Below are 25,102 nucleotides of genomic sequence, written 5' to 3'. Positions count from 1 at the left end.
GAGGGTGTGTGGGGCACACGACTCGGTTCACGCCGGCTGGTGCCCGTGTCTCGCCGGGGTCGTGTGCCTGAGGCCCCGCTATGCCGATGCCTGGGGCACACGACCCGCCTCCCGCCCGCCTCGTGTGCCTGACGCCCCGCCATGCCGATGCCTGGGGCACACGACCCGCCTCACGCCCCCCCCCAGCGCCGACCTCAGCCCCCCGTCGACCGCCGCACCACGAGCGTCGGCTCCAGCACCACCTCGGTGACCGGGCCGTGGGGGTCCTCGATCCGCGCCAGCAGCAGCTCGGCGGCGACGGCGCCGAGCTGCTCGCGCGGCTGCCGCACGGAGCTGAGCGGGATCGCGGCGGAGGCGGCGAAGTCGATGTCGTCGTACCCGATGATCGCGACGTCCTCGGGCACCCGGAGGCCGGCCAGCGTCAACGCCTGCAGCACGCCGAGCGCGACCAGGTCGTTGGCGGCGAAGATGGCGTCGGGCCGCTCCTCGGCGGGCAGCGCGAGCAGCTCCTCCGCACCCCGCCGCCCGGCCCCGGCGTCCATGGTGTCGGTCTCGACGAACCGCAGGGTGGCGCCGTCGACCGCGTCGACCTCCTCGCGGGCGCCGCGCAGCCGCAGCTCGACCTGGGTGATCTCGGCCGGGCCGCCGACGAAGGCGAGGCGCCGGTGGCCGCGGTCGAGCAGGTGCTGCGCCGCGAGCCGGCCGCCGCGGAGGTCGTCGACCGCGACGAAGGAGAACTCCTGGCCCTCCACGCGCCGGTCGACCACGACCACAGCGGTGCCGCGGTCGCGCAGCCGGCGCAGCCGGGGCAGCACCGAGCCGACGGGTGAGACCAGCAGCCCGCTGACGCGCTGCTCCTCGAAGAGGTCGAGGTAGGTCCGCTCGCGGTCGGGGTCCTGGCCGGAGTTGCCGAGGATCAGCGGTCGCCCGACCTCGGCGAGGCTCTCCTCGACGCCGCGGGCGACGTCGGTGAAGAAGGGGTTGGCGACGTCGAGCACGACCATGCCGACCGCGCGGTTGCTCCCCGCGCGCAGCTGCCGGGCGGCGTCGTTGCGGATGAAGCCGAGGCGGTCGATCACCGCCGTGACGTGGGCCAATGTCGTCGGCGAGACCTTCTCGGGCCGGTTGAGCACGTTGGAGACGGTGCCGACCGAGACGCCGGCCGCAGCCGCGACGTCCTTGACCGACACGCTCCGAGACGCGGATGCCACGGGTCCTCCTCGATGTGATGGCCGCCACCCGGCCCTACCCCGCGGCACAGGCTACGGGCTGATCAGCGGTGAACGGCGTGGTATTGATTCGTTTCAACAAAGTTTCGACCCGGGGTTGACTCATGTGAGTGGCGTCACCTAGCGTCAGTCCCTATCGGTGATTGAAACCTTTCAATCAAGAAATGACAAGGGACGAGGAGAGGCATGTCTGACCTCCCGGCACAGAGCGCAGCGGCGCCGACCCTGGTGTTGAGGGACGTCGCGAAGTCGTTCGGAGCGGTCGCCGCACTGAAGTCGGGCACCCTCGAGGTCGCCCCGGGCTCCATCCACGCACTGGTGGGGGAGAACGGCGCGGGCAAGTCGACGCTGGTCAAGATCGTCGCCGGCGTGCACCGCCGCGACGCCGGCGTCTTCGAGCTGCTCGGCGAGCCCGTCGACTTCCACACGACGGCGGAGTCCAAGGGTGCCGGTGTCGCCGTCATCTACCAGGAGCCCACGCTCTTCCCCGACCTCTCGGTCGCCGAGAACATCTTCATGGGCCGCCAGCCCCTGGGGCGCGGTCGTGCCATCGACCGGGCCGCGATGTACGCCGAGTCCGAGGCGCTCTTCACCCGGCTCGGCGTCGTCATCGACCCCCGCCGCCCGGCCCGCGGCCTGTCGATCGCGGACCAGCAGATCATCGAGATCGCCAAGGCGATCTCGCTCGACGCGGCGCTGCTGGTGATGGACGAGCCGACCGCCGCGCTCAGCGGCGTCGAGGTCGACCGCCTCTTCGCGGTCGCCCGCAGCCTGCGCGACGAGGGTCGCGCCCTGGTCTTCATCTCCCACCGGTTCGAGGAGGTCTTCGACCTCTGCGACACGGTCACGGTGATGCGCGACGGCGAGTACGTCTCCACCGAGGCGATCGCCGACACCACCGTCGACGAGATCGTCGCCCGGATGGTCGGGCGCGAGGTCGCCGACCTGTTCCCGAAGGTCCCCGCCGAGCTCGGCGACGTCGTGCTGGAGGTCGAGGGGCTCAACCGCCGCGGCACCTTCCACGACGTCAGCTTCTCGGTGCGCGCCGGCGAGATCGTGGCCCTCGCGGGCCTGGTCGGCGCCGGGCGCAGCGAGATCGCCCGCGCCATCTACGGCGTCGACGCGTACGACGCGGGCTCGGTCCGCATCGCCGGCCGGCCGCTGCCGAAGCACAACCCGAAGGCGGCGATCAAGGCGGGCATCGCCTTCGTCCCCGAGGACCGCCGGCAGCAGGGCCTGGTCATCGACGGGTCGATCGCCCGCAACATCGCCTCGGTGATCCGCGGCAAGCTGGCCACGGCCGGCCTGCTCACCAACGCCGCCGAGAACCGCGCCGCGGCGCCGTGGGCCGCCCGGCTCGAGGTCAAGACCAACGCGCTGGACATGCACGCCGCGACGATGTCGGGCGGCAACCAGCAGAAGGTCGTGCTGGCCAAGTGGCTCTCCACCGAGCCCACGATCCTCTTCATCGACGAGCCCACCCGCGGCATCGACGTCGGCACCAAGTCCGAGGTCCACCGGCTCCTGTCGGACCTGGCCGGCGAGGGCCTCGCGATCGTGATGATCTCCTCCGAGCTGCCCGAGGTCCTCGGCATGGCCGACCGCGTCCTCGTGGTCCACGAGGGCCGGATCTCCGCCGAGCTCGACCGCGCGGACGCCACCCCGGAGTCGGTGATGCGTGCCGCGACCGGCAACGCGGACGTCGACCACGGCAACGCCTCCGAGCTCACCGCCACCTCCGACCGGGAAGTGACCGCATGACCACCCTGACGCCGGCCCAGCCTGGGGCCAAGTCCGGCCCCAACCCCGTGCAGCGCGCGCTCGGCGCGGCCCTGCGGTCGCGCGAGGTCGCGGTCGCGGCGGTGCTGCTGCTGGTGATCCTGGCCGCGACCGCGAAGAGCCAGAACTTCCTGTTCGACTCCGACGGCTGGCGCTCGCTGCTGGTCAACCCCAGCATCCTGATCCTCCTCGCCGTCGGCCAGACCGCGGTGATCATCACCCGCAGCGTCGACCTCTCCGTGGGCTCGACGATGGGACTGACCGCCTACCTGACCGGCCGCCTCTTCATCGACACCGGCCTCCCGGCCCCCGTCGTGGTGCTGCTCGCGGTCCTCGCCGGCGCGGCGCTGGGCGCCGTCAACGGCGTCCTGGTCGCCTTCGGCAAGGTGCCGGCGCTGGTGATCACGCTGGGCACGCTCTACATCTACCGCGGCATCTTCCTGACCTGGGCCGGCAGCGACCGGATCAACGCCAGCGACATCCCGCGCGGCTTCCAGGACCTCGGCACCGCCCAGGTGCTGACGATCCCGGTGCTGACGATCGTCGCCCTGATCGTGCTCGGCCTGGTCGGCTACCACCTGCACGCCCACCGCGCCGGCCGGGAGCTGTACGCGATCGGCTCCGACCCGGACGCCGCGGTCCTCTACGGCCTCCCGGTGACCCGCCGGGTCATCTCGGCCTTCGTCCTCTCGGGCGCGCTCGCCGGCCTCGCCGGCACCTTCTACGTCGCCCGCTACGGCACGGTCAGCTCCGGTGCCGGGCTCAACATGGAGCTCCAGGCGGTGGCGGCCGCGGTGATCGGCGGCGTCGCGATCTTCGGTGGTAGCGGCACTGTGTGGGGCGCCGCCATCGGCGCGGCGCTGCTGGTCACCATCAACAGCGCGCTGCCCGTGATCGGCATCCAGGACTTCTGGCAGCGCGCCGTCGTCGGCGCCCTGATCCTGGCCGCGGTGGTCCTCGACCGCGTGCTGGCCAACCGGCAGGAGCGCAAGCTCGCCGATGCCCGAGATCTCGAACCATCGGTGACCGAGATCGAACCGCACGCCACGACCAGCACCGGGGGGACCCGATGACCAGCACCGACACCCTGCTGCAGGCCGGCGCCGAGACCCGCACCTACAAGCCCTACGCCCGCCCGCTGCTGCTGCGCTGGCTGCTGACCCGCGAGGCGGCCGTGATCGGCCTGCTGGTCGTGGTCTACGCCTACGCGATGCTCAACGTGCAGGGCTTCGACGGCCCGCTCACGCTCTACTACCTGTTCCTCGACATGGCGCCGATCCTGCTGATCGCGCTGCCGATGACCCTGGTGATCGTCACCGGCGAGATCGACCTGTCGGTGGCCAGCGTCGTCGGCCTGAGCAGCGTGCTGACCGGCATCTTCTTCGCCGACATGGGCCTGCCGATGGCGGTCGCGGCGGTGCTGGCGATCGCCTGCGGCGCACTCGCCGGGGCGCTCAACGGCTACCTCGTCGCCTACCTGGGCCTGCCCTCGCTGGCGGTCACGATCGGCACGCTGGCGCTCTACCGCGGTGTCGCCGTCGGCCTGCTCGGCACGAAGGCGATCACCGACTTCCCCGACAAGTGGCGCGACCTGTTCACCGAGAGGATCGTCGAGGGCGGCTCCTACCCGATGGTGCTGGTCCCGATCGCGGTCCTGGCCGTGGTCTTCGCCCTGCTGCTCCACTTCACCTCGTTCGGCCGCGGTGTCTTCGAGATCGGCCTGAACGACGAGGCCGCCCGGTTCACCGGCGTCAACGTGGAGCGCACCAAGTTCCTGCTCTTCGTCCTCACCGGCGCCGTCTCGGCGTTCGCCGGCATCTACTACACGCTGCGGTTCGGCAACGCCCGCGGCGACAACGCCACCGGCATGGAGCTGCAGGTGATCGGCGCCGTCCTGCTCGGCGGCGTCTCCATCTTCGGCGGCCGCGGCGCCCTGCACGGCGTCATCGCCGGCGTGCTGTTGATCGGCGTCATCTCCAGCGCCATGCGCCTGGAGGGGCAGACGGTCAACATGATCAACATCGTCATCGGAGTGCTCCTCGTGCTCTCCGTGATGTCCACCAGCTTCCTCAACTGGGCCTCGGGAATCCGCTCGTCGAGGAGAAAGTCGCGGCCGTCCGGCACGCGACGGGACGGGGCCGACCAGCGCCCGCAGTCCGGTTCATCTACAACGAATGGGAGTGAACGATGAAGTTCCAGACTCGGCGGGTCGTCGCAATGGCGGCCGCATCGCTGGTCGCGACGGTGGGACTCACCGCCTGTGGTTCCGACGACAGCGGTAGCGGCAGCGACGGTGGCGGCGACCTCGCCATCACCTTCCTGCCCAAGAACCTCGGCAACCCCTACTTCGACACCAGCAACGCCGGTGGCGAGAAGGCGATCGAGGAGTTCGGCGGCACCTACGAGGAGGTCGGTCCCGACTCCGGTGACGACCCGGCCGGCCAGGTGCCGTTCATCAACACCGCTGCCCAGCAGGGCGTCAACGGCCTGGTGGTCTCCGCGAACGACCCCGAGGCCATCTGCGACGCGCTCAACGAGGCCCGCGACGCCGGCGTCAAGGTCGTGACCTTCGACTCCGACACCAACCCCGACTGCCGCGACCTGTTCATCAACCAGGCCACGGCCGAGGGCATCGCGAAGGCCCAGGTCGACCTGATCGCCGAGCAGATCGGCGACAAGGGTGAGGTCGCGGTCCTGTCGGCCGCCGCCAACGCCACGAACCAGAACGCCTGGATCGAGCTGATGGAGGCCGAGCTCGAGGCCAACCACCCCGACATCGAGCTCGTCGACGTGGTCTACGGCAACGACGACGACCAGACGTCCTTCGACAAGACCGCCGCGCTGCTGCAGTCCCACCCGGACCTCGCCGGCATCATCTCGCCGACCACCGTCGGCATCTCGGCCGCCGCGCGCTACCTCTCCACCTCGAAGGCCAAGGGCAAGGTCGCGCTGACCGGTCTCGGCACCCCGAACCAGATGCGCGAGTACGTCAAGGACGGCACCGTCACCGCGTTCGCGCTGTGGAACCCGGCCGACCTCGGCTACCTGGCCGCCTACGCCACCAAGGCCCTGATCGAGGGTGACATCACCGGCGAGGCCGGCGACACCTTCGAGGCCGGCGACCTGGGCGAGTACACCGTCGAGGAGGGCGGCTCCGTCCTGCTGGGCGACCCGTTCGTCTTCAACGCCGACAACATCGACGACTTCGACTTCTGATCGGTGACCGGCCGGTCGGCGTACCCCGTCGACCGGCCGGGACCGATCGGGTCGAGGCCCGTCACCAGCACCACCCAGCCACGTCCCACCCGCAGGCAACAGGGAGGAAGCGCCACCCATGCCCCGCTACTGCTTCAGTCTCCAGATCCGTCCCGACCGGATGGACGAGTACGTCGAGCGTCACCAGGCCGTCTGGCCGGACATGCTCCACGCGCTGGACGAGACCGGCTGGCGGAACTACTCCCTGTTCCTGCGGGAGGACGACGGGCTGCTCATCGGCTACGTCGAGGCCGATGATCTCCAGGCAGCCCAGGCCGCCATGGACGCCACCGAGGTGAACGCCCGGTGGCAGGCCCAGATGGCCGAGTTCTTCACCGGCATCGACGGCCGGGCACCCGACCAGAACTTCGTGCTGCTCCGCGAGGTGTTCAACCTCGACGACCAGCTCGCCCGCACCACCGACGCACAAGGAAGCATCTCGTCATGACTGACTTCGCCGCGATCGCGGCTCAGCTGGAGGGCCAGGCCATCGAGCTGCCCTCGTGGGCGTTCGGCAACTCCGGAACCCGCTTCAAGGTCTTCGGCACCGCGGGCACCCCCCGTTCGGTCGAGGAGAAGATCGCCGACGCCGCGACCGTCCACCGGTTCACCGGCCTGGCGCCGTCCGTGGCCCTGCACATCCCGTGGGACCACGTCGACGACTACGAGAAGCTCCGCGCCCACGCCGCCGACCACGGGGTCGCGCTGGGCACGATCAACTCCAACACGTTCCAGGACGACGACTACAAGTTCGGCGCCCTGACCCACGTCGACCCGAAGATCCGCCAGAAGGCGATCGACCACCACTTCGCGTGCATCGACGTGATGGACGCGACCGGGTCCCGCGACCTGAAGATCTGGCTCGCCGACGGCAGCAACTACGCGGGCCAGGCCGATCTCCGCGGCCGCCAGGACCGGCTGGCCGAGTCGCTGGCCACGATCTACGAGCGGATCGGCGACGACCAGCGCCTGGTCCTGGAGTACAAGTTCTTCGAGCCGGCGTTCTACCACACCGACGTCCCGGACTGGGGCACGTCGTACGCCCAGGTGGCCGCCCTCGGCGACCGGGCCGTCGTCTGCCTCGACACCGGCCACCACGCGCCCGGCACGAACATCGAGTTCATCGTCATGCAGCTGCTGCGACTGGGGAAGCTCGGCTCGTTCGACTTCAACAGCCGCTACTACGCCGACGACGACCTGATCGTCGGCTCGGCGGACCCGTTCCAGCTCTTCCGGATCATGTTCGAGGTGATCCGGGGCGGCGGCTACGGCCCCGACAGCGACGTGGCGTTCATGCTCGACCAGTGCCACAACGTCGAGGAGAAGATCCCCGGCCAGATCCGCTCCGTGCTCAACGTGCAGGAGATGACCGCCCGCGCGCTGCTGGTGGACCGGGACGCGCTCGCCGCGGCCCAGGAGGCCGGCGACGTGCTCGGCGCCCACCAGGTGCTCATGGACGCCTTCTACACCGATGTCCGCGCCGACCTCGCCGCCTGGCGGGAGGAGCGCGGTCTGCCGGCCGACCCGATGCGCGCCTACGCCGAGTCCGGCTACCAGGAGCAGATCGAGGCCGAGCGCGTCGGCGGCACCCAGATGTCCTGGACCTGACCCACGCACGGGGGCTCGGCCCTGTGGATCCCCGACCCCCCCGGGGCACCAACTGCATATGACCGCCTCGGTTCCGAGGCTCGCTCCGCTCCCACCTCACCACCGGAGCAACCCAGCACCCACCGTCGATTACCTCGAGAAGGGCATCATGACGAACCCCGCAGCAGCCGCGCTGATCGCGCGCTCCAACCGCCTCGGCGCCGACCCGAAGAACACCAACTACGCGGGCGGCAACACCTCTGCCAAGGGCACCGAGACCGACCCGGTCACCGGTCAGCCCGTGGAGCTGGTCTGGGTCAAGGGCTCCGGCGGCGACCTCGGCACCCTCAAGGAGTCCGGCCTGGCGGTGCTCCGCCTGGACCGGATGCGCGCGCTCGTCGACGTCTACCCGGGCGTCGAGCGCGAGGACGAGATGGTCGCGGCCTTCGACTACTGCCTGCACGGCAAGGGCGGCGCGGCGCCGTCGATCGACACCGCCATGCACGGCCTGGTCGACGCCCCGCACGTGGACCACCTGCACCCCGACTCCGGCATCGCGATCGCGACCGCCGTCGACGGCGAGGCGCTGACCCACAAGATCTTCGGCGACAAGGTCGTCTGGGTCCCGTGGCGTCGCCCCGGCTTCCAGCTCGGCCTCGACATCGCCGCGATCAAGGAGAAGAACCCGCAGGCGGTGGGCTGCATCCTCGGCGGCCACGGCATCACCGCGTGGGGCGACACCAGCGAGGAGTCGGAGAAGAACTCCCTCTGGATCATCGACACCGCCGCGGCCTACATCGCCGAGCACTCCAAGACGGAGCCGTTCGGTCCCGCGCTCGACGGCTACGGCGCGCTGCCCGAGGCCGAGCGCCGCGCGAAGGCGGCCGCGCTGGCCCCGACCATCCGCGGCATCGCGTCCGCTGACCGCCCGATGGTCGGCCACTTCACCGACGCCGACGTGGTGCTGGAGTTCCTGGCCGCCGCGGAGCACCCGCGCCTGGCCGCGCTGGGCACCTCCTGCCCCGACCACTTCCTGCGTACCAAGGTGAAGCCGCTGGTCCTGGACCTGCCGGCCGACGCCTCGGTCGAGGACTCCATCGCCCGCCTCAAGGAGCTCGCGGTGGCCTACCGCGAGGACTACCAGGGCTACTACGACCGCAACGCGGACGCCGACTCCCCGGCGATCCGCGGCAAGGACCCGCTGATCGTGCTGGTGCCCGGCGTCGGCATGTTCAGCTTCGGCAAGGACAAGCAGACCGCCCGCGTCGCCGGCGAGTTCTACGTCAACGCCATCAACGTGATGCGCGGCGCCGAGGGCCTGTCCACCTACGCCCCGATCGACGAGTCCGAGAAGTTCCGGATCGAGTACTGGGCGCTGGAGGAGGCCAAGCTCCAGCGGATGCCGAAGCCGAAGCCGCTGGCCACCCGCGTCGCGTTCGTGACCGGCGCCGCCTCCGGCATCGGCAAGGCGACCGCGGTCAAGCTGGCCGCCGAGGGCGCGTGCGTCGTCATCGCCGACCTGTCGCTGGAGAACGCGCAGGCCGCGGCCGCCGAGATCGGCGGCCCGGACGTGGCCGTCGGCGTCCAGGTCGACGTCAGCAGCGAGGCCGCCGTCGCGGCCGCCGTCGACGCCGCGGCGCTGGCCTTCGGCGGCATCGACCTCGTGGTCAACAACGCCGGCCTGTCGCTGTCGCGCTCGCTCCTGGAGACCACCGAGAAGGACTGGGACCTCCAGCACGACGTGATGGCCAAGGGCTCGTTCCTGGTCGCCAAGGCCGCCGCGAAGGTGATGATCGAGCAGGAGATGGGCGGCGACATCGTCTACATCTCCTCGAAGAACTCGATCTTCGCCGGCCCCAACAACGTCGCGTACGGCGCCGCCAAGGCCGACCAGGCGCACCAGGTGCGCCTGCTGGCCGCCGAGCTCGGCGAGCACGGCATCAAGGTCAACGGCGTCAACCCCGACGGCGTGGTCGCCGGTTCGGGCATCTTCGCCTCCGGCTGGGGCGCGAACCGCGCCGCGGTCTACGGCGTCGAGGAGAAGGACCTGGGCAAGTTCTACGCCCAGCGCACCATCCTCAAGCGCGAGGTGCTGCCGGAGAACATCGCCAACGCGGTCTTCGTCCTCTGCACCGACGAGCTGAGCCACACCACCGGCCTGCACATCCCGGTCGACGCCGGCGTCGCGGCCGCGTTCCTGCGCTGAGCGCGGGCCGAACGGAGGAATGAACGTGCCTGTCCAGGCCGCCCCCCAGGGCGCCGCGAAGCAGTCGGTCCGCGTGGCCGCCGTCGACCTCGGCGCCACCAGCGGACGCGTGATGTCCGGGCGGATCAGCCCGTCGGGCATCGAGCTCAACGAGCTGCACCGCTTCCCCAACGGGGCGGTCCGGGCGGGACGTTCGTTCTTCTGGGACATCCTCGGCATCCACCGCGAGATGCTGGTCGGCATCCGCGAGGTCGCCCGCACCGGCCCCCTGGACGGCATCGGCATCGACTCCTGGGCGGTCGACTACGGCCTGCTGGACCGAGACGGCCAGCTGCTCGGCAACCCGTTCAGCCACCGCGACCCGCGCACCGACGGGATCGCCGCGCAGGTGCTGGACAAGGTGGGCGCCGCCCGCCTGTACGGCACCACCGGCATCCAGCAGCTGGCGTTCAACACGATCTACCAGCTCGTCGCCGCCCGCGGCACCGCGGCGCTGGAGTCCGCCGACGCGCTGCTGCTCCTGCCGGACCTGCTCGGCTACTGGCTGACCGGCGAGATGGGGGCGGAGCGCACCAACGCCTCCACCACCCAGCTGTACGACGTCAACGACGGCACCTGGGCGATCGACCTGTGCCGCGAGCTCGGCATCCCGTGGTCGATCCTCCCGCCGCTGCGCGACGCCGGCTCGGTGGTCGGCCCGCTGCTGCCCGACGTGGCCCGCGAGGTCGGGGTCGGCGCCGGCGTACCGGTGGTGGCCGTGGGCTCCCACGACACCGCCTCGGCGGTCGTCGGCGTGCCCGCCAGCACCGATCGGTTCGCCTACATCTCCTCGGGCACCTGGTCGCTGGTCGGCCTGGAGCTGGAGAAGCCCGTGGTCACCGAGGCGGCCCGCCAGGCCGACTTCACCAACGAGGGCGGCGTCGACGGCACCATCCGCTTCCTCAAGAACGTGATGGGCCTGTGGGTGCTCTCGGAGTCGATGCGCGCCTGGGACGGCCGTCGCCTCGGCCTGACGCTGCAGGGCCTGCTCGCCGCGACCGCGGAGTTCGAGCCGCTGCGCACCGTGATCGACATCAACGACCCGCGCCTGCTGGCGCCGGGCACCGCGAGCGACCCGATGCCCGAGCGCGTCGTCGCGCTGGCCAAGGAGGCCGGCCAGCCCGAGCCCGCCTCCCCGGTGGCGATCGCCCGCTGCATCCTCGACAGCCTCGTCGTCGCCTACCGCCGCAACGTGCGCACGGCCGCCGAGCTCGCCGGGGTCGACCTCGAGGTCGTCCACATCGTCGGCGGCGGCTCCCAGAACGCGCTGCTCTGCCAGCTCACCGCGGACGCCTGCGGCCTGCCCGTGATCGCCGGCCCGACCGAGGCCGCCGCGCTCGGCAACGTCCTCGTGCAGGGCCGCACGCTCGGCGCCGACCTCCCGGACCTGGCCTCGATGCGCGCGCTGATCCGCCGCTCCTACGACGTCCGGCAGTACCAGCCGCGCCCCGGCCTCGACTGGGACGCCGCCGAGGCCCGGGTCTTCGGCAGTCAGGCAGGATGACCACCATGCGCGTAGCGCTCATGGTCACCTGCGTGAACGACGCGATGTTCCCCGGCACGGGGGCCGCCGTCGTACGGCTGCTCCGCCGTCTCGGGGTGGAGGTCGACTTCCCGCAGGCCCAGACCTGCTGCGGTCAGCCGATGGTCAACACCGGCTACCTGGACGAGGCGGTGCCCGCGGTCCGCTCGTTCGTCGACGCCTTCTCCGGGTACGACGCCGTGGTGACGCCGTCCGGCTCCTGCGCCGGCTCCGCGCGGCACCAGCACGGGCTGGTCGCCAAGCGCGCCGCCGACAACGGCAGCGACCCCGGCCTCGCGCGCGCCGTGGCGGAGGCGCCGCCAACGTACGAGCTGACCGAGTTCCTCGTCGACGTCCTCGGCGTGACCGACGTGGGCGCGTACTTCCCGCACAAGGTGACCTACCACCCGACCTGCCACTCCCTGCGGATGCTCGGGGTCGGCGACCGGCCCCGGCGGCTGCTGGAGTCCGTGCGCGGGCTGCGCCTGGTCGAGCTGCCCGGCGCGGACCAGTGCTGCGGCTTCGGCGGCACGTTCGCGCTGAAGAACGCCGACACGTCGGTCGCGATGGGCAGCGACAAGGTCCGCCACGTGCGCGAGACCGGTGCCGAGGTGCTGGTGGCCGGCGACAACTCGTGCCTGATGCACATCGGCGGCCTGCTCGACCGGCAGCGCAGCGGCGTCCGGGTGATGCACCTGGCCGAGATCCTGGCCGCCACCGAGGACGAGCCGGCGCCGGCGTCGAGGGGGGCGGCCCGATGAGCGGCACCTTCGTCGGCATGCCGAAGTTCCCGACTGCGGCGCGGGAGGCCCTGGCCGACACCCAGCTGCGGCACAACCTGGCCCACGCCACCGGCACCATCCGCGCCAAGCGCGCGGCGGTCGTCGGGGAGGTGGAGAACTGGGAGGACGTCCGGCTCGCCGGCGCGGCGGTCAAGGACCGCGCCCTGCGCTCGCTGGAGGAGAACCTGGTCCGCCTCGAGGAGTCGCTGACCGCCCGCGGCGCGATCGTGCACTGGGCCCGCGACGCCGCCGAGGCCAACGCCATCGTCACCGCGGTCGCGCAGCGGCACGCGGTCGACGAGGTGGTCAAGGTCAAGTCGATGGTCACCCAGGAGATCGGCCTCAACGAGGCGCTCGCCGAAGCCGGCATCGCGGCCTGGGAGACCGACCTCGCCGAGCTGATCGTCCAGCTCGGCGGCGACCTGCCCAGCCACATCCTGGTGCCCGCGATCCACCGCAACCGCGCCGAGGTCCGCGAGATCTTCCTCCGCGAGATGGCAGGAGTGGGCCGGCCGGCGCCGGACGACCTGACGGACGAGCCGGCGGTGCTGGCCGGCGCCGCCCGCGAGCACCTGCGCGAGAAGTTCCTGCGCGCCAAGGTGGCGGTCTCCGGTGCCAACTTCGCGGTCGCCGACACCGGCACGCTGGTGGTCGTCGAGTCCGAGGGCAACGGCCGGATGTGCCTGACCCTGCCCGAGGTGCTGGTCTCCGTGGTCGGCATCGAGAAGGTCGTCCCCACCTGGGACGAGCTCGACCCGCTGCTGCGCCTCCTGCCGCGCTCCTCGACCGGCGAGCGGATGAACCCCTACACCTCCACCTGGTCCGGCGTGACGCCCGGCGACGGCCCGCAGGAGGTGCACGTGGTGCTGCTCGACAACGGCCGCACCCGGGCGCTCGCCGACGAGGTCGGCCGCCAGGCGCTGCGCTGCATCCGCTGCTCGGCCTGCCTCAACGTCTGCCCGGTCTACGAGCGCACCGGCGGCCACTCCTACGGCTCGGTCTACCCCGGCCCGATCGGCGCGATCCTCAACCCGCTGCTCAAGGGCACGGGTGACCCGCAGACCGACTCGCTGCCCTACGCCTCGACGCTGTGCGGCGCCTGCTTCGAGGCGTGCCCGGTGCGGATCGACATCCCCGAGGTGCTGGTGCACCTGCGCTCGAAGGTGGTCGACGGCCACCGCGACGACCGGCTGCCCAAGCCCGAGGCCGCGGCGTTCCGCGGAGCGGCGTGGGCGTTCGGCGACGGCGGCCGCCTCGGCCGGCTCGAGAGGCTCTCCGGCCTGGCCGGCAAGGTGCTCGGCCGGCGTCGTACGACGCTGGGCCGGCTGCCCGGGCCGGGCGCGGCCTGGACGGACGCGCGCGACATGCCCGTGCCTCCGGCGGAGTCCTTCCGCGCCTGGTGGGAGCGGACGGATGGCGGCCGGAAGGAGACCCCCCGTGGTTGAGGTGCGAGCGCTGCCGGTGGTTGAGGTGCGAGCGGAGCGAGCCTCGAAACCACCCATCACCGAGCCCAGGAGCAGCCGATGAGCGCCCGCGAGGAGATCCTGGGCCGGGTCCGCGCGGCCCTGGCCGACGTCGAGCCCACCGCCGCCGAGCAGTCGCCCGTGGTGGCGCCGCCGGGCGCCGTGGCGGCCTCGCCGGAGCAGGTGCTCGACCTGTTCGCCGAGCGGGTCGAGGACTACCGCGCGGTCGTCGTGCGCTGCGGCCCCGAGGGGGTCGCAGCGGCGGTCGCCGACGCGGTGCCGGCCGGTTCCCGGGTGGTCGTCCCCGACGCGCTGCCCCGCGAGGTGGTGGCCGGGATCGACGGCGAGGTGCTCCCCGACGACGGCCTGAGCGCCGCCGCGCTGGACGCGGTCGACGCCGTGGTCACGGCCTGCCGGGTCGGCATCGCCGAGACCGGGACGATCGTGCTGGACCACCAGGCCGACCAGGGCCGCCGTGCGATCACGCTGGTCCCGGACCGCCACGTCTGCGTGGTCCACGCCGACCAGGTCGTGCCGGACGTGCCGGACGCGGTGGCGCTGCTCGACCCGCAGCGGCCGCTCACCTGGATCAGCGGCCCCAGCGCGACCAGCGACATCGAGCTCTCCCGCGTGGAGGGCGTGCACGGACCGCGCCACCTGACCGTGATCGTGGTCGGCGGCGCCGGAGCCCCGTGAGCGCTCGGATCGACGCTCCGGCGGACTCGGGCTTCTCCTGGGAGGCGGGGTCGGAGGACGTCGCCGTGCTGGAGCTGGTCGCGACCGGGCGCACCATCGGCTCCATCGCCCGCCAGCTCGACGTCTCCGACCGCACCGTGCGGCGGCGCCTGCGCGCGGCCGCCGACGACCTGGGCGTGGGGTCGACGATCGAGGTCGTGGTGCACGCGGTGCGCCGCGGCCTGATCTGACCCGCTCGCTCCGAGAGGGCGCCGGGCTGCCACTGCCGTCAGCGCCGTTCTACGACGCGCAGCTCGAGCAGCGACGCACCGAGATCGCTCAGCGAGCCGAGGACGCCCTGGAGCTGGGCGTCGTCGGTGACGGCGACGACGAGCGAGGTGGTCCCGCGCTCCTCCCGCCGGAGGTCGGCGCAGCCGAGCCGGTCGGCCCAGTGGTCCTCGAGGTGGCCCGCCACCCGGATGGCGTACGTCGCGCGCGCGGTCATTGCTGCACCACCAGCGCGGAACGTGCCGGCCCCGGTGCGGCAGGCCGTCGGCCGGGCCTCCGGATGAGCGCCTCCGCGACGGCGAGGTTGAGGAGCCACCCGGCGGCCTTGTAGAGATCGCCGCGCAGCTCCCCGGTGCCGAGCAGGGCGCCGCCGATGCCCTCGGTGAAGGCCTGGGTGCCCGCCCCCAGCGCGAGCGCGTAGGCACGGATCATCCAGGCGCGGTGCGCGGGGACGTCGTGGCGGCGTGCGGCCGCGATCCCCAGCAGGAGGAAGCCCGCCACGGACGACCCGACGAGCAGGCGCAGGGCGAGGAGCAGGGGCCCGGTCCCGGGATGGGCCGCGTAGAACAGGGTGAGCCACAGCCCCGACCCGGCCACGACCAGCCCGGCCGCGACCAGCACCCGGCCGGTCCGGCGGTGCCGGTCCAGGTGCCGGCGGCGGAGGCGGGGCACGAGCTGGACGATGCCCACCAGGGCGAACGTCGCCGACCCGATGATGTGCGCGACGAGCGCGAGCGGGAAGCCGGAGAAGCGCGGGTCGGCGGGCAGCGGGGTCGCCCCGCCGGAGAGCTGGACCAGTCGCAGCAGGCCGGCGGCCACCGGGATCGCGCTGAGGGCCGCCAGCCCGACCGGTACCGGCCAGCCCCGCTCGCGGGTGCTCATCGGACCGGCGCGAGGTCGTCGGCGGTGGCGGGCTCGCGCGACGTCTCCCGCTGGCTCAGCCAGAGCGAGACGCCGAGGCCGATCATCGCGATGCCGTTGGGGAAGGCCAGCAGCCGGTAGAACGCGTCGGGCATCACCGACAGGGCGACGGTGACCACGCCGCCGACCGCGAGCAGGGCGCTCGCCCACCGCGCGAGGACGCGGGCGCGGAGCAGCGCGATCCCGAGCAGCAGGCCACCGGCGAGGTACGCCGCTCCCTGGAGCTGGATGACGGTCGCGAAGGCGCCGACGTCCCCCACGGGTGACTCGCCGGTCACCACGGCGATCGCATCGTCGACGTACTCGGGATCGGAGGCGGCGATGGTCGGCAGCACGAAGGCGGCGGCGAAGGTCATGCCCACCATCAGGAGGTAGCCGAGGCTGAGGACGAGCCACCCGATCAGCCCGAGGACGCCGTTGCGGCGGACCTGGCTGAGGTAGAGCCCGGCGATGCCCGCGAGCGAGAGCACGCACATGACCACCTTCAGGGTGTCGCGCACCTTCACCTCGGTGGTCTGGATGGACTGGGCGTCGAAGTGGGGGTGCCCCAGCTGGACGCCGATGAAGAGGACGCCGGCGATCACGGCGGCGACGGCGGAGGCCTGTGTCAGGCCGCGGGCGGTGACGGTCATGTCGGTCCCTGTCGGTCGAGCCGGACGGGGTGTCCGGCGATGCCCGTGACGCTAGGAACCGGCCTGGTGAGCGCGCATCACCACGTGATGTGACCGGCGGGGTGAGTCGCGGGGCGGGACCCGGTCACAGCAGCCCGAGCTCGCCGCCGCGACGGACGGCGGCGCGCCGGTTGTTGACGTCGAGCTTGGTGAAGATGTGCTTGGTGTGGGTGCGCAGCGTGTTCACCGAGACGAAGAGCCGGCCGGCGATCTCCGGACCGCTGAGCTCCGTCGCCAGCAGCCGCAGCACCTCGAGCTCCCGGTCGCTGAGACCCTCGGGACCGCCGCGCGCCGCGGTCGCGCGGGCGGCGGGGCCGGGTCGGGCGTCCAGCAGGAGCGGGGCGTGAGGGTCGCCCGCGGCCGCGAGGCGCTCCAGCAGGCGGATCATCGACCCGCCCTCGTCGAGGATGAGGCGTCGGTAGCCGACGGGGACCCCGGTCGCCAGGGCCGCAGCGAGGTCGTCGAGGGCGGGGCCGGCGCTCCCGGCGGCGTCGTGGGCGAGGGCCCGCACGGTGTACGCCTCGACGACGCTCCCGCCCCGGCCGGCGGCCTCCGCGGCGCCGACCACCCGGTCCAGGAGCGGCAGCGCGTCCCGTGCACGGGAGCCGGCGACGAGCAGCCGCGCCAGCGTGAGCTGGTCGTGCTCGGCGAGGAACTCCGGCGGGTCGTCGGCGGTGACACCGCGGGCGCGCGCCCACCCCTCGGCCTCCTCGTGCCGCCCCAGCAGGAGCCACAACTGCGCCCGGGTCGCCGCGATCGGCCGGACATCGGGGTAGAAGCCGGGGCGGAAGAGCGGCTCCGCCTCGTCGAGCATCCGGACCGCCGCGTCGAGGTCGCCGCGGGTGCGCAGCAGGCCGGCCATCGCGGTGAACCACCGGTGCCGGTGCTCCGGCAGCAAAGCGGCGTCGCCCAGCGACCTGGCCACCTCGAGGTGGTGCGCCGCCTCGTCGAGGTGACCCTGCTCGCGGAGCACGTCGGCCAGCCCCACGTGGAGGTCGCCGGTCGTGCTCAGCACCGGGCCGGGGTGGCTGTCGGCCCGGGTGACCGCCCGCTCGTAGAGGCGCCGCGCCTCGTCGGGCCGGCCGAGCCCGAGCCACAGGCTGGCGAGCATCACCGTCGTGCCGAGCTCGTCGGCCACCATGCCCGCCGCGGCCAGGCCGGTGGCAGTCTCGGTGAACGCCTCCACGCCCGCCTCCAGGTCGCCCTCGGCCCAGGCGGCCATGCCGACGAACGCCGCCCCGGCCGCGCGCGGGAAGTGGTCGTCGGGTCCCGCCAGGTCGATCGCCTCGCGTCCCCGGGCGATCGTGTCCTCGACGTCGCCGGCGGCCTGGGCGACGGAGGCGCGGTACATCGCGACGACCGCGGGCAGCGAGCCGAGCTCCGCCTCCCGGTCCCGCGCCGCGTCGGCCAGCGCGGCGGGCGCGGCGAGCGGCGCGGGCGCCCCGCGGAGGCCCGACTGGACCGCATCGAGCCAACCCGGGACCCCCGCTACGTCCCCCGCGGACAGGTGCAGCCACGCCATCTGGACGGCGAGCAGCGGCCGGCGGCGCACGACCTCCTCGGGCAGGGCGACCAGCCACTCCTCCAGCGCGCGGACGTCGCGGGCGCGTCGCAGGCGCGGGACGTCCAGCTCGAACAGGTCGGCGGTGCGCTCGTGGTCACCGCCCGCGAGGGCGTGCCGCATGGCGTCCGGGACCATCCCCTCGCCGGCGTACCACCGGCTCGCGGCGGCGTGCAGCCCGCCGACCCGCTCGGGCTGCTGGGTGGAGAGCCGCGCGCGGAGGACCTCGGCGAAGAGGTGGTGGTAGCGGTACCAGCGCCGTTCCTCCTCCAGCGGCACCAGGAAGACGTTGGCGCGCTCGAGCGCGTGCAGCTGGTCGGCCCCGTCGGCACCGCCGGTGACGGCGTCGCACAGGTCCCCGCACAGCTGGTCGAGCACGGAGGTGGCGAGAAGGAACTGCCGGACGGAAGGAGGCTGCCGGTCGAGCACCTCCTCGACCAGGTAGTCGAGCACGAAGCGGTGGCTGCCGGAGAACGCCTCGACGAAGGCGGCGACGTCGCCGTCGGCCCGGGCGGCCGCCGAGAGCGCGGCGAGCTGGAGCCCGGCGGCCCAGCCCTCGGTCCTGCTCTCCAGGGCGTCCACGAGCGCGGGTGGCAGGCTCAGATCCATCACACCGTTGAGGAAGCGGTCGGCCTCCTCCGGCGTGAAGCGGAGGTCCCCGGCGCGGATCTCCACCATCTCGCCCCGCGCGCGCAGCCGGGGCAGCGCCAGCGGGGGATCCGCGCGGGTCGTCATCGCCAGGGTGACCTGGGGCGGCAGGTGGTCGAGCAGGAACCCCACGACGTCGTGGACGCTGCGGTCGTCGAGGACGTGGTAATCGTCGAGGGCCAGCACCGTCCGCCCGGACAGCAGGTCGAGGTCGTTGACCAGGCTGGACACGACGGTCCGGGGGTCGGGGGTGGCGGTGCCCTCCAGCAGCGCGGCCGCCTCGACGCCGGCCTCGGGTGCTGCGGTCCGGACGGCCGCGATCACGAGGGTCAGGAACCGCCGTACGTCGGCGTCGACCGGGTCCAGCGCCAGCCAGGCCACCCGGCGGTCGGCCTCGCCCGCCTCGCCCACCCAGCGCTCCAGCCACTGGGTGAGGAGCGTGGTCTTCCCGAAGCCGGCGGGCGCGGCGACCAGGACCAGGCGCGGGGGCGTGTCGGCGTCGAGGCGGTCGACCAGCCGACCGCGCGGCACCAGCCGCCGCCGGGGCACCGGGAGGTGCAGCTTGGTGCGGAGGACCGGCATCGGATCAGTCCTCGCCCTGCGACGTCGCGCGCACGTGCATCCGCTCGCCGGGACGCCCGAAGATGCTCAGCAGCTCCGCCGGCCCCTCGCCGGTGCTGCCGAACCAGTGCGGCACCCGGGTGTCGAAGTCGGCGGCCTCGCCGGGGCCGAGGACGTGGTCCCGGTCGCCGAGCACGAGCCGCATCCGCCCCGTCAGGACGTAGAGCCACTCGTAGCCGTCGTGGCTGCGGGGCTGCGGTACCGACTGCCGAGCCGGAACCACGATCTTCCACGCCTGGACCTCACCCGGATGGCGGGTCAGCGGCACGACCAGCCGGCCGTTGACCCGCCGCGGCCTGAGCCGGATCCGGGGGTCGCCGACCTCGGGCGCGCCGACCAGGTCGTCGAGCGGCACCTGGTAGGCCTGGGCGAGCGGGAGCAGGAGCTCGAGGCTGGGCTTGCGCTGGCCGTTCTCGAGTCGCGACAGGGTGCTCTTGGAGATGCCGGTACGGCCCGCGACGTCGGTCAGGGTGATCCCGCGCGACTCGCGGACGCTGCGCAGCCGGGGACCGACCAGCTCGAGGGCCGCGCTCAGGGCACCGGGGTCGCCGGCGGGGTGGGTCACGGGACCATTGCAGCGCCCGATTCCCAGGAATGGCAACACTCGTTGTCGCCGGGGATCGCGGCGGCGACGCTCGTGGCATGACTGAGACCTTCACCTCCACACCGTCCCGGTACGACGTGGTCGTCGTCGGCGGCGGGGCCGCCGGACTCTCGGCCGCCCTCGTCCTCGCCCGCGCCGGTCGACGCACGGTCGTGGTCGATGCCGGCGCGCCCCGCAACGCCTCCGCCGGGAGGATGAACGGCTTCCTCTCCCGCGACGGGCTCCCGCCGTCCGAGCTGCTGGCGACGGGACGATCCGAGATCGCCTCCTACGGCGGCGAGCTGGTCGCCGGCCGGGTCACCGCGGTCCGGCGGGCCGGGGCCGGCGGTTTCGCCGTCGCGCTCGCCGGCGGCGACCTCCTGCTCGCCCGCCGGGTGCTGGTGACGACCGGCCTGCGCGACGTGCTGCCGGACCTCCCCGGGGTGCGCGAGAGGTGGGGCCGCGACCTGCTGCACTGCCCGTACTGCCACGGCCACGAGGTCCGCGATCGGCGCCTCGGCGTCCTCGGCGGCGCCGGGGCGGTGGCCCACGCGCTGATCGTCCGCCAGTGGTCTGGCGACGTCACCTTCTTCGAGGGCGGCGTGCCGCTGGGCGACTCCGAGAGCGAGATGCTGCGCGCCCGGGGGATCGAGGTCGTCGAGGGGGCGGTCGCGCGCCTGGCGGTCGAGGACGACCGGCTGGCCGGCGTCGAGCTGGCCGACGGACGCCGCGTCGAACGCGACGCCGTCTTCGTCCGGCCGGCGTTCGTGCCGCACGGCGACCTGCTCGTCGGTCTCGGCTGCGCCACCGACGACGCCGGCTGGGTGGTCGCCGACCCGACGGGTCGCACCAGCCAGCCCGGGGTCTGGGTGGCCGGCAACGTGGTCGATCCGCGTGCCCAGGTCATCACGGCCGCCGGCGAGGGGTCCGCCGCCGCCATCGCGATCAACAACGACCTCGTTGACGAGGACGTGCACCTCGCCGTCCACGCCCTGCGCCTCGGGTCGGTCGACCCGGGCGGATCACTCACCCCCGAAGGAGCCTGACCATGATTCCCGTGCCGCCCCCGACCAAGCATCAGCTCGCCCTGATGATCTGGGTCGCCGTCTTCCCCACCCTCACCCTGCTGAACCTGGCGCTGGGCGGCCTGCTGGCCGACCTCCCGCCCGTGCTGCGGACGTTCGTGCTCTCCACCGTCGCCGTGCCGATCGTGATCTACGGCCTGATGCCCCGGCTGCACCGGGTACGGGCCCGGATCCTGCTGCGCGGCGCGCCGCGATGACCGGCCGCCGCGTCCCCGAGTGGCGCGGCGGCGCAGGGTGGCCGCATCCGGCCACGCCCCTTGTGACGGCCGTCACCAAGCCCCTAGCGTGCGTCTGAATCGTTTCAGGCTCACCGAGGGAGACAACGTTGTCAGGTCGCCGCCCATCCATCCTGGTGCTCGCCGTCGGGGCGCTGCTCGTGGCGCTGCTGAGCGCCGTGCTCGCGCCGGCACAGGCAGACCCGTCGCCCTCGGGCAGCCCGCAGCCCACCGGCCTGACCGTCGGCCAGCGCACGGCGCCGGCTGACGTCGACGACGTCACCGGCCCCCTCCTCGGGTGGCAGGTGCCGTCGGCCGGCCAGACGGCGTACCAGGTCCAGGTCGCCACCAGCCGCTCGCGCCTCGCCGCCGGCCGGTTCGTCTGGGACTCCGGCCGCGTCGACTCCGGCGCCAGCACCAACGTCCCGTACGCCGGCCCGGAGCTCGCCCGCGGCGCCTCCTACGCCTGGCAGGTCCGCACCTGGGACGGCGGCGGCAAGCGGTCGCCGTGGTCGCGCCCCGCGCGGTTCGGCACGGCCCTCGGCGGCGACTGGGACGCCAGCACCCCGATCTGGCTGGGTGACCCCGCGCCGCTCGGGTGGCACGACTACACCCTCGAGGCGACGTTCTCGATCACCACGCAGAACGCGACGATCGTCTTCAACGCCCAGGACGCCAACAACTACCTGATGTGGCAGCTGCGCGGCGACGGCGTCAACACCCTCGCCCCGCACCAGCGGGTCAACGGCGGCTACGCCCAGCTCTCCTCGACGCCGCTCGGCGTGAACCTCGAGCGCGGCGTGGACCACCGGCTCCGGCTCGAGGTCGCCGGCTCGACCGTCCGCACCTACCTCGACGACCGCCTGATCGACACCACCACCGACGTGCGCTTCTCCTCCGGCACGATCGGCTTCCGCACCGGCGGCTTCGAGCGCAGCTCGTGGGACGACCTCTCCGTGACGGCCGCCGACGGCCGGGTCCTGTACGCCAACGACTTCTCCGCCCCCAGCAGCGACTTCTCCTGCGCCTCCGTCGACGGCGGCCGGCTGAACGTCGGCACCGGCCAGAACTGCGTCTACGGCCTGAGCGGCGCGGACTGGGCGTTCCTGCGCGACGAGGTCACCCCGGCCGACAAGGAGATCGAGTGGGCGACCGTCTTCGCCACCGGCTCCTCGCCCGAGCCCGGCCGCCAGTACGTCTACAAGCTCTGGCTCAACGGCGAGTTCGTGGGCCTCGGCCCGGTGCGCTCGATCGCTGGCGAGACCCGCTACGACGGCTTCGACGTCACCGACCTGGTTCGCCAGGGCGAGGCCAACGCCCTCGGGGCGCTGGCCTGGTCGACCCGCGACCGCGGCTTCCAGGCGCAGCTCGTCGTCGGCTACCGGGACGGCTCCACCGAGTCCTTCGGCACCGGCTCGGACTGGTCGGCGATGCCCGGTGAGACCGTCTTCCCGGCGGCCGGCTCGATCGGCACCGGCTACTTCACCGCGCCGAAGGAGAACATCCGGTCGGCGGCGTACCCGGTCGGCTTCGACAGCCCGGGCTTCGACGACGCGGCCTGGGTGCCGGCGCGCGAGCTGGCGGCGTACGACGACCTCGTCGCCACCCCGACCGACAAGGTCGCGCAGCGGCTCGAGCTGCCCGTCGAGGTCGTCGAGAAGGAGCCGGGCCGCTACTTCGTCGACTACGGCCGCACCTGGATCGGCGGCCTCAGCACCGACCTGGTCGGCACCGCCGGCCAGCAGGTCGAGCTCCGGTTCGGCGAGGAGCTGTGGGGTCCGCAGGAGGTGCGCTCCAACATGCGCACCGGCAACCAGTACAAGGACGTCTGGACCCTGGCCGAGGGCGAGCAGCACCTGGAGACCTGGGGCATGCGCGTCTTCCGCTACCTGGAGGTGCTCGGCGCGCCGACCGGCCTCGGCATCGAGGACTTCCCGGCGCTGGCGCAGGTCTACCCGTTCGACACCGAGGGCGCCGTCTTCGACTCCTCCGACGACGCCCTCAACCAGGTCTGGCGGCTCTCGCGCAACACGGTGGAGGCGACCAACCACAACCTGTACGTCGACTCCTGGACCCGCGAGCGCGAGCCCTACGAGGCCGACAGCTACCTGCAGATGATGGCGAACTTCTTCACCTCGTCCGACCCGACGCTGGGCAACTACTCGATCGACTACCTGCTGACGCGGCGCACCTGGCCGACCGAGTGGCCGCTCTACACGATCCTCGCGATGCACGACAGCTACCAGCAGACCGGGGACCTGGCGCAGCTCGAGCGCAGCTACGACCAGCTGGTCGCCAAGCTGCCGACCCAGTGGGTCGAGGAGTCGACCGGCCTGATCCGCAAGGACAGCCGCTCCAACGGCTGCAGCAGCCAGACCGACTGCGACATCGTCGACTGGCCCTCCTCCGAGCGCGACGGCTACGTGTTCCGGCCCTACAACACGGTGATCAACGCGATCAGCTACCGCGCGTTCATGGACATGTCCGCGATCGCCACCGCCGTGGGTGAGGACGCCGACGCCGGCGACTTCGCCGCCACCGGCGCCCGGCTGCGGGACGCGATGAACGAGTACCTGTGGGACGACGCCGCCGGCGCCTACCGCGACGGCCTCAACGCGGACCGCACCCCGGTCGACCACCGCGCCGTGCACGCCAGCGTCTTCGCCAGCGCGTTCGGGGTCCCGGACGCCGACCGGGCGGCCCGCGCGGCCGAGTACGTCGGCGGCCAGGGCATGCGGTGCAGCGTCTACTGCGCGGCGTTCGTGATCGAGTCGCTCTACAACGGCGACCGGGGCGACCTGGCCCTCGACCTGCTCACCGACGACGGCACCCGGAGCTGGATCAACATGATCCGCAACGGCGCCGGCGCCACCGCGGAGGCCTGGGACGCGTCGCTGAAGTCGAACATGACCTACTCGCACCCGTGGGCCGCCTCGCCGGCGTACAACGTGCCGCAGGGACTGTTCGGCATCCGCCCGACCACGCCGGGCTACGCCACCTACACGGTGCGCCCGCAGGCGGGCGAGCTGGAGTGGGGCCACGTTACCCTGCCGACGCTCAAGGGCCGGATCGGTGCCGCGTTCCACCAGCACGACGGGCGCACCGACGTGGGCGTCGCGGTGCCCGGCAACACGGTCGCCACCGTCCACGTCCCGGCCGCCGGGGCCGACGGGGACGTGCTGTACGTCGACGGCCGGGCCGTCCCCGCGGAGCGGGAGCGCGGCTATCTGTACGCCGAGGTGCCGGCCGGCTGCCACGTGCTCAGCGTGGCCGCCGGTGACGCGGTGCGGGAGGACGAGCGGCTGACCGCGGTCTGCCGCTGACGCCGCCGGGCCCGGCGCGCGATATCGGGGCGCGCCGGGCACCGGCCGGGCGGGATGATGGACCGATGGGCACCCGTCTGTTCGCCGCCGTCATCCCGTCGGAGGAGGCCGTGGAGCACCTCGAGGCGTTCCTCGAGCCGCGCCGCGCCGCCGCCGACTTCCGCTGGTCGATCCCCGCGCAGTTCCACATCACCCTGGCGTTCCTCCCCGACGTCGACGACCAACTGATCGACGACTACGTCGACCGGCTGGCCGAGGGCCTGGAGCGGACGCCGATCCCCGACCTGCGGCTGAAGGGCCCGGTGGTCTTCCCGGACGCCGCCACCACCCGCGTGCTGGCGGTCGGGATCGACCCGGTCAGCGAGGCCGCCGACGTCGTGCTGGAGCGGATGGCCGGTCGGGCCCGCAACGCCGCGGTCAACGTCGGCACGAAGGTGGACGGCCAGCGGTACCGCCCGCACCTGACCCTCGCCCGGCTGCGCCAGCCGGCCGACACCACCAACTGGGTGCGGCTGCTGGAGACCTACGAGGGCCCCGGTTGGCCCGTCTACGAGGTGGCCGTGATCGCCTCGCACCTCGGCGAGGGGCCGGGCGGGCGGCCGCGGTACCAGACGGTGGCGGAGATCCCGATCGGCGGCTGAGCGGCGGT

Annotated in this window: 22 protein-coding genes; 16 read left to right on the top strand and 6 right to left on the bottom strand. The window is 72.9% G+C overall.

Going from position 1 to position 25,102, the window contains the following annotated elements:
* Positions 1 to 194: 194 nt before the first annotated feature.
* Positions 195 to 1,211 (bottom strand): LacI family DNA-binding transcriptional regulator, encoded by a 1,017-nt coding sequence (locus ABLM29_RS14440; protein WP_349714819.1) that lies wholly within the window; start codon positions 1,209 to 1,211, stop codon positions 195 to 197.
* 204 nt (positions 1,212 to 1,415) lie between these two features.
* Here ABLM29_RS14440 and ABLM29_RS14435 point away from each other — a divergent pair, with 204 nt between their 5' ends.
* The 12 genes from ABLM29_RS14435 to ABLM29_RS14380 all read left to right on the top strand — a co-directional run bounded on the left by ABLM29_RS14435 (position 1,416) and on the right by ABLM29_RS14380 (position 14,788).
* Positions 1,416 to 2,990 carry a sugar ABC transporter ATP-binding protein gene (locus ABLM29_RS14435; RefSeq protein ID WP_349714818.1) on the top strand — a complete coding sequence of 525 codons (1,575 nt, stop codon included), beginning with the start codon at positions 1,416 to 1,418 and terminating at the stop codon, positions 2,988 to 2,990.
* The gene (locus ABLM29_RS14430) at positions 2,987 to 4,081 is read left to right on the top strand and encodes an ABC transporter permease (protein WP_349714817.1); all 1,095 of its coding nucleotides are present in this window, start codon (positions 2,987 to 2,989) and stop codon (positions 4,079 to 4,081) included. The genes ABLM29_RS14435 and ABLM29_RS14430 overlap by 4 nt, the downstream gene beginning before the upstream one ends.
* A complete protein-coding gene (locus tag ABLM29_RS14425; RefSeq protein ID WP_349714816.1) occupies positions 4,078 to 5,199 on the top strand; it encodes an ABC transporter permease in 1,122 nt (373 codons plus the stop codon). The genes ABLM29_RS14430 and ABLM29_RS14425 overlap by 4 nt, the downstream gene beginning before the upstream one ends.
* Positions 5,196 to 6,224 carry a rhamnose ABC transporter substrate-binding protein gene (rhaS, locus tag ABLM29_RS14420; protein WP_349714815.1) on the top strand — a complete coding sequence of 343 codons (1,029 nt, stop codon included), beginning with the start codon at positions 5,196 to 5,198 and terminating at the stop codon, positions 6,222 to 6,224. Before ABLM29_RS14425 ends, rhaS begins: the two co-directional genes overlap by 4 nt.
* Positions 6,225 to 6,342: 118 nt before the next feature.
* Positions 6,343 to 6,711 carry an L-rhamnose mutarotase gene (locus ABLM29_RS14415; RefSeq protein ID WP_349714814.1) on the top strand — a complete coding sequence of 123 codons (369 nt, stop codon included), beginning with the start codon at positions 6,343 to 6,345 and terminating at the stop codon, positions 6,709 to 6,711.
* A complete protein-coding gene (rhaI, locus tag ABLM29_RS14410; RefSeq protein WP_349714813.1) occupies positions 6,708 to 7,871 on the top strand; it encodes an L-rhamnose isomerase in 1,164 nt (387 codons plus the stop codon). Before ABLM29_RS14415 ends, rhaI begins: the two co-directional genes overlap by 4 nt.
* 148 nt (positions 7,872 to 8,019) lie before the next feature.
* Entirely contained in the window at positions 8,020 to 10,056 is a 2,037-nt protein-coding gene (locus ABLM29_RS14405) for a bifunctional aldolase/short-chain dehydrogenase (protein WP_349714812.1), read from the top strand.
* Positions 10,057 to 10,081: 25 nt separating this feature from the next.
* Complete coding sequence (locus ABLM29_RS14400; protein WP_349714811.1) at positions 10,082 to 11,599, top strand: rhamnulokinase; 1,518 nt, start codon at positions 10,082 to 10,084, stop codon at positions 11,597 to 11,599.
* 5 nt (positions 11,600 to 11,604) lie between these two features.
* Positions 11,605 to 12,378, top strand: coding sequence for a (Fe-S)-binding protein (locus ABLM29_RS14395; RefSeq protein ID WP_349714810.1), 774 nt, complete (start codon positions 11,605 to 11,607; stop codon positions 12,376 to 12,378).
* Positions 12,375 to 13,844, top strand: coding sequence for a lactate utilization protein B (locus tag ABLM29_RS14390; RefSeq protein WP_349714809.1), 1,470 nt, complete (start codon positions 12,375 to 12,377; stop codon positions 13,842 to 13,844). Before ABLM29_RS14395 ends, ABLM29_RS14390 begins: the two co-directional genes overlap by 4 nt.
* 78 nt (positions 13,845 to 13,922) lie before the next feature.
* The gene (locus ABLM29_RS14385; protein ID WP_349714808.1) at positions 13,923 to 14,558 is read left to right on the top strand and encodes a LutC/YkgG family protein; all 636 of its coding nucleotides are present in this window, start codon (positions 13,923 to 13,925) and stop codon (positions 14,556 to 14,558) included.
* Entirely contained in the window at positions 14,555 to 14,788 is a 234-nt protein-coding gene (locus ABLM29_RS14380; protein ID WP_349714807.1) for a LuxR C-terminal-related transcriptional regulator, read from the top strand. Before ABLM29_RS14385 ends, ABLM29_RS14380 begins: the two co-directional genes overlap by 4 nt.
* A gap of 38 nt (positions 14,789 to 14,826) precedes the next feature.
* On the opposite strand, the gene ABLM29_RS14375 is transcribed toward ABLM29_RS14380, so the two are convergent.
* The 5 genes from ABLM29_RS14375 to ABLM29_RS14355 form a co-directional block, all read right to left on the bottom strand.
* On the bottom strand, positions 14,827 to 15,042 hold the full coding sequence (locus ABLM29_RS14375) for a DUF8691 family protein (RefSeq protein ID WP_349714806.1): 216 nt from the start codon (positions 15,040 to 15,042) through the stop codon (positions 14,827 to 14,829).
* Positions 15,039 to 15,707: a DUF2306 domain-containing protein gene (locus tag ABLM29_RS14370; protein WP_349714805.1), complete on the bottom strand. Its 669-nt coding sequence runs from the start codon at positions 15,705 to 15,707 to the stop codon at positions 15,039 to 15,041. Before ABLM29_RS14370 ends, ABLM29_RS14375 begins: the two co-directional genes overlap by 4 nt.
* Positions 15,704 to 16,378: a hypothetical protein gene (locus ABLM29_RS14365; RefSeq protein ID WP_349714804.1), complete on the bottom strand. Its 675-nt coding sequence runs from the start codon at positions 16,376 to 16,378 to the stop codon at positions 15,704 to 15,706. The genes ABLM29_RS14370 and ABLM29_RS14365 overlap by 4 nt, the downstream gene beginning before the upstream one ends.
* 124 nt (positions 16,379 to 16,502) lie before the next feature.
* Entirely contained in the window at positions 16,503 to 19,208 is a 2,706-nt protein-coding gene (locus ABLM29_RS14360) for a winged helix-turn-helix domain-containing protein (RefSeq protein ID WP_349714803.1), read from the bottom strand.
* A gap of 4 nt (positions 19,209 to 19,212) precedes the next feature.
* A complete protein-coding gene (locus ABLM29_RS14355; protein WP_349714802.1) occupies positions 19,213 to 19,812 on the bottom strand; it encodes a helix-turn-helix domain-containing protein in 600 nt (199 codons plus the stop codon).
* 77 nt (positions 19,813 to 19,889) lie between these two features.
* Between ABLM29_RS14355 and ABLM29_RS14350 the strand changes: the two genes are divergently transcribed.
* The 4 genes from ABLM29_RS14350 (at position 19,890) to thpR (ending at position 25,094) form a co-directional block, all read left to right on the top strand.
* A complete protein-coding gene (locus ABLM29_RS14350; protein ID WP_349714801.1) occupies positions 19,890 to 20,876 on the top strand; it encodes an NAD(P)/FAD-dependent oxidoreductase in 987 nt (328 codons plus the stop codon).
* Between the two features lie 2 nt (positions 20,877 to 20,878).
* Positions 20,879 to 21,112 (top strand): putative antibiotic biosynthesis monooxygenase, encoded by a 234-nt coding sequence (locus ABLM29_RS14345; RefSeq protein WP_349714800.1) that lies wholly within the window; start codon positions 20,879 to 20,881, stop codon positions 21,110 to 21,112.
* Positions 21,113 to 21,240: 128 nt separating this feature from the next.
* Positions 21,241 to 24,453 carry a family 78 glycoside hydrolase catalytic domain gene (locus ABLM29_RS14340; protein ID WP_349714799.1) on the top strand — a complete coding sequence of 1,071 codons (3,213 nt, stop codon included), beginning with the start codon at positions 21,241 to 21,243 and terminating at the stop codon, positions 24,451 to 24,453.
* A 65-nt stretch (positions 24,454 to 24,518) separates the two neighbouring features.
* Entirely contained in the window at positions 24,519 to 25,094 is a 576-nt protein-coding gene (gene thpR, locus ABLM29_RS14335) for an RNA 2',3'-cyclic phosphodiesterase (RefSeq protein ID WP_349714798.1), read from the top strand.
* Positions 25,095 to 25,102 lie beyond the last annotated feature (8 nt).

This window comes from Nocardioides sp. YIM 152588 (assembly GCF_040191335.1).
Classification (GTDB): Bacteria; Actinomycetota; Actinomycetes; order Propionibacteriales; family Nocardioidaceae; genus Nocardioides.
The sequence above is the reverse complement of the archived record's forward strand: the minus strand, read 5'-3'. Positions and strand labels throughout refer to the sequence as shown.

Excerpts from the sequence above, each read along its gene's own strand:
- ABLM29_RS14435 (WP_349714818.1), top strand. The coding sequence starts at position 1,416 with ATGTCTGACCTCCCGGCACAGAGCGCAGCGGCGCCGACCCTGGTGTTG.
- rhaI (WP_349714813.1), top strand. The coding sequence starts at position 6,708 with ATGACTGACTTCGCCGCGATCGCGGCTCAGCTGGAGGGCCAGGCCATC.
- ABLM29_RS14430 (WP_349714817.1), top strand. The coding sequence starts at position 2,987 with ATGACCACCCTGACGCCGGCCCAGCCTGGGGCCAAGTCCGGCCCCAAC.
- ABLM29_RS14425 (WP_349714816.1), top strand. The coding sequence starts at position 4,078 with ATGACCAGCACCGACACCCTGCTGCAGGCCGGCGCCGAGACCCGCACC.
- ABLM29_RS14405 (WP_349714812.1), top strand. The coding sequence starts at position 8,020 with ATGACGAACCCCGCAGCAGCCGCGCTGATCGCGCGCTCCAACCGCCTC.
- ABLM29_RS14360 (WP_349714803.1), bottom strand. The coding sequence starts at position 19,208 with ATGCCGGTCCTCCGCACCAAGCTGCACCTCCCGGTGCCCCGGCGGCGG.
- rhaS (WP_349714815.1), top strand. The coding sequence starts at position 5,196 with ATGAAGTTCCAGACTCGGCGGGTCGTCGCAATGGCGGCCGCATCGCTG.
- ABLM29_RS14390 (WP_349714809.1), top strand. The coding sequence starts at position 12,375 with ATGAGCGGCACCTTCGTCGGCATGCCGAAGTTCCCGACTGCGGCGCGG.
- ABLM29_RS14350 (WP_349714801.1), top strand. The coding sequence starts at position 19,890 with ATGACTGAGACCTTCACCTCCACACCGTCCCGGTACGACGTGGTCGTC.
- thpR (WP_349714798.1), top strand. The coding sequence starts at position 24,519 with ATGGGCACCCGTCTGTTCGCCGCCGTCATCCCGTCGGAGGAGGCCGTG.
- ABLM29_RS14375 (WP_349714806.1), bottom strand. The coding sequence starts at position 15,042 with ATGACCGCGCGCGCGACGTACGCCATCCGGGTGGCGGGCCACCTCGAG.
- ABLM29_RS14370 (WP_349714805.1), bottom strand. The coding sequence starts at position 15,707 with ATGAGCACCCGCGAGCGGGGCTGGCCGGTACCGGTCGGGCTGGCGGCC.
- ABLM29_RS14415 (WP_349714814.1), top strand. The coding sequence starts at position 6,343 with ATGCCCCGCTACTGCTTCAGTCTCCAGATCCGTCCCGACCGGATGGAC.
- ABLM29_RS14385 (WP_349714808.1), top strand. The coding sequence starts at position 13,923 with ATGAGCGCCCGCGAGGAGATCCTGGGCCGGGTCCGCGCGGCCCTGGCC.
- ABLM29_RS14345 (WP_349714800.1), top strand. The coding sequence starts at position 20,879 with ATGATTCCCGTGCCGCCCCCGACCAAGCATCAGCTCGCCCTGATGATC.
- ABLM29_RS14395 (WP_349714810.1), top strand. The coding sequence starts at position 11,605 with ATGCGCGTAGCGCTCATGGTCACCTGCGTGAACGACGCGATGTTCCCC.
- ABLM29_RS14365 (WP_349714804.1), bottom strand. The coding sequence starts at position 16,378 with ATGACCGTCACCGCCCGCGGCCTGACACAGGCCTCCGCCGTCGCCGCC.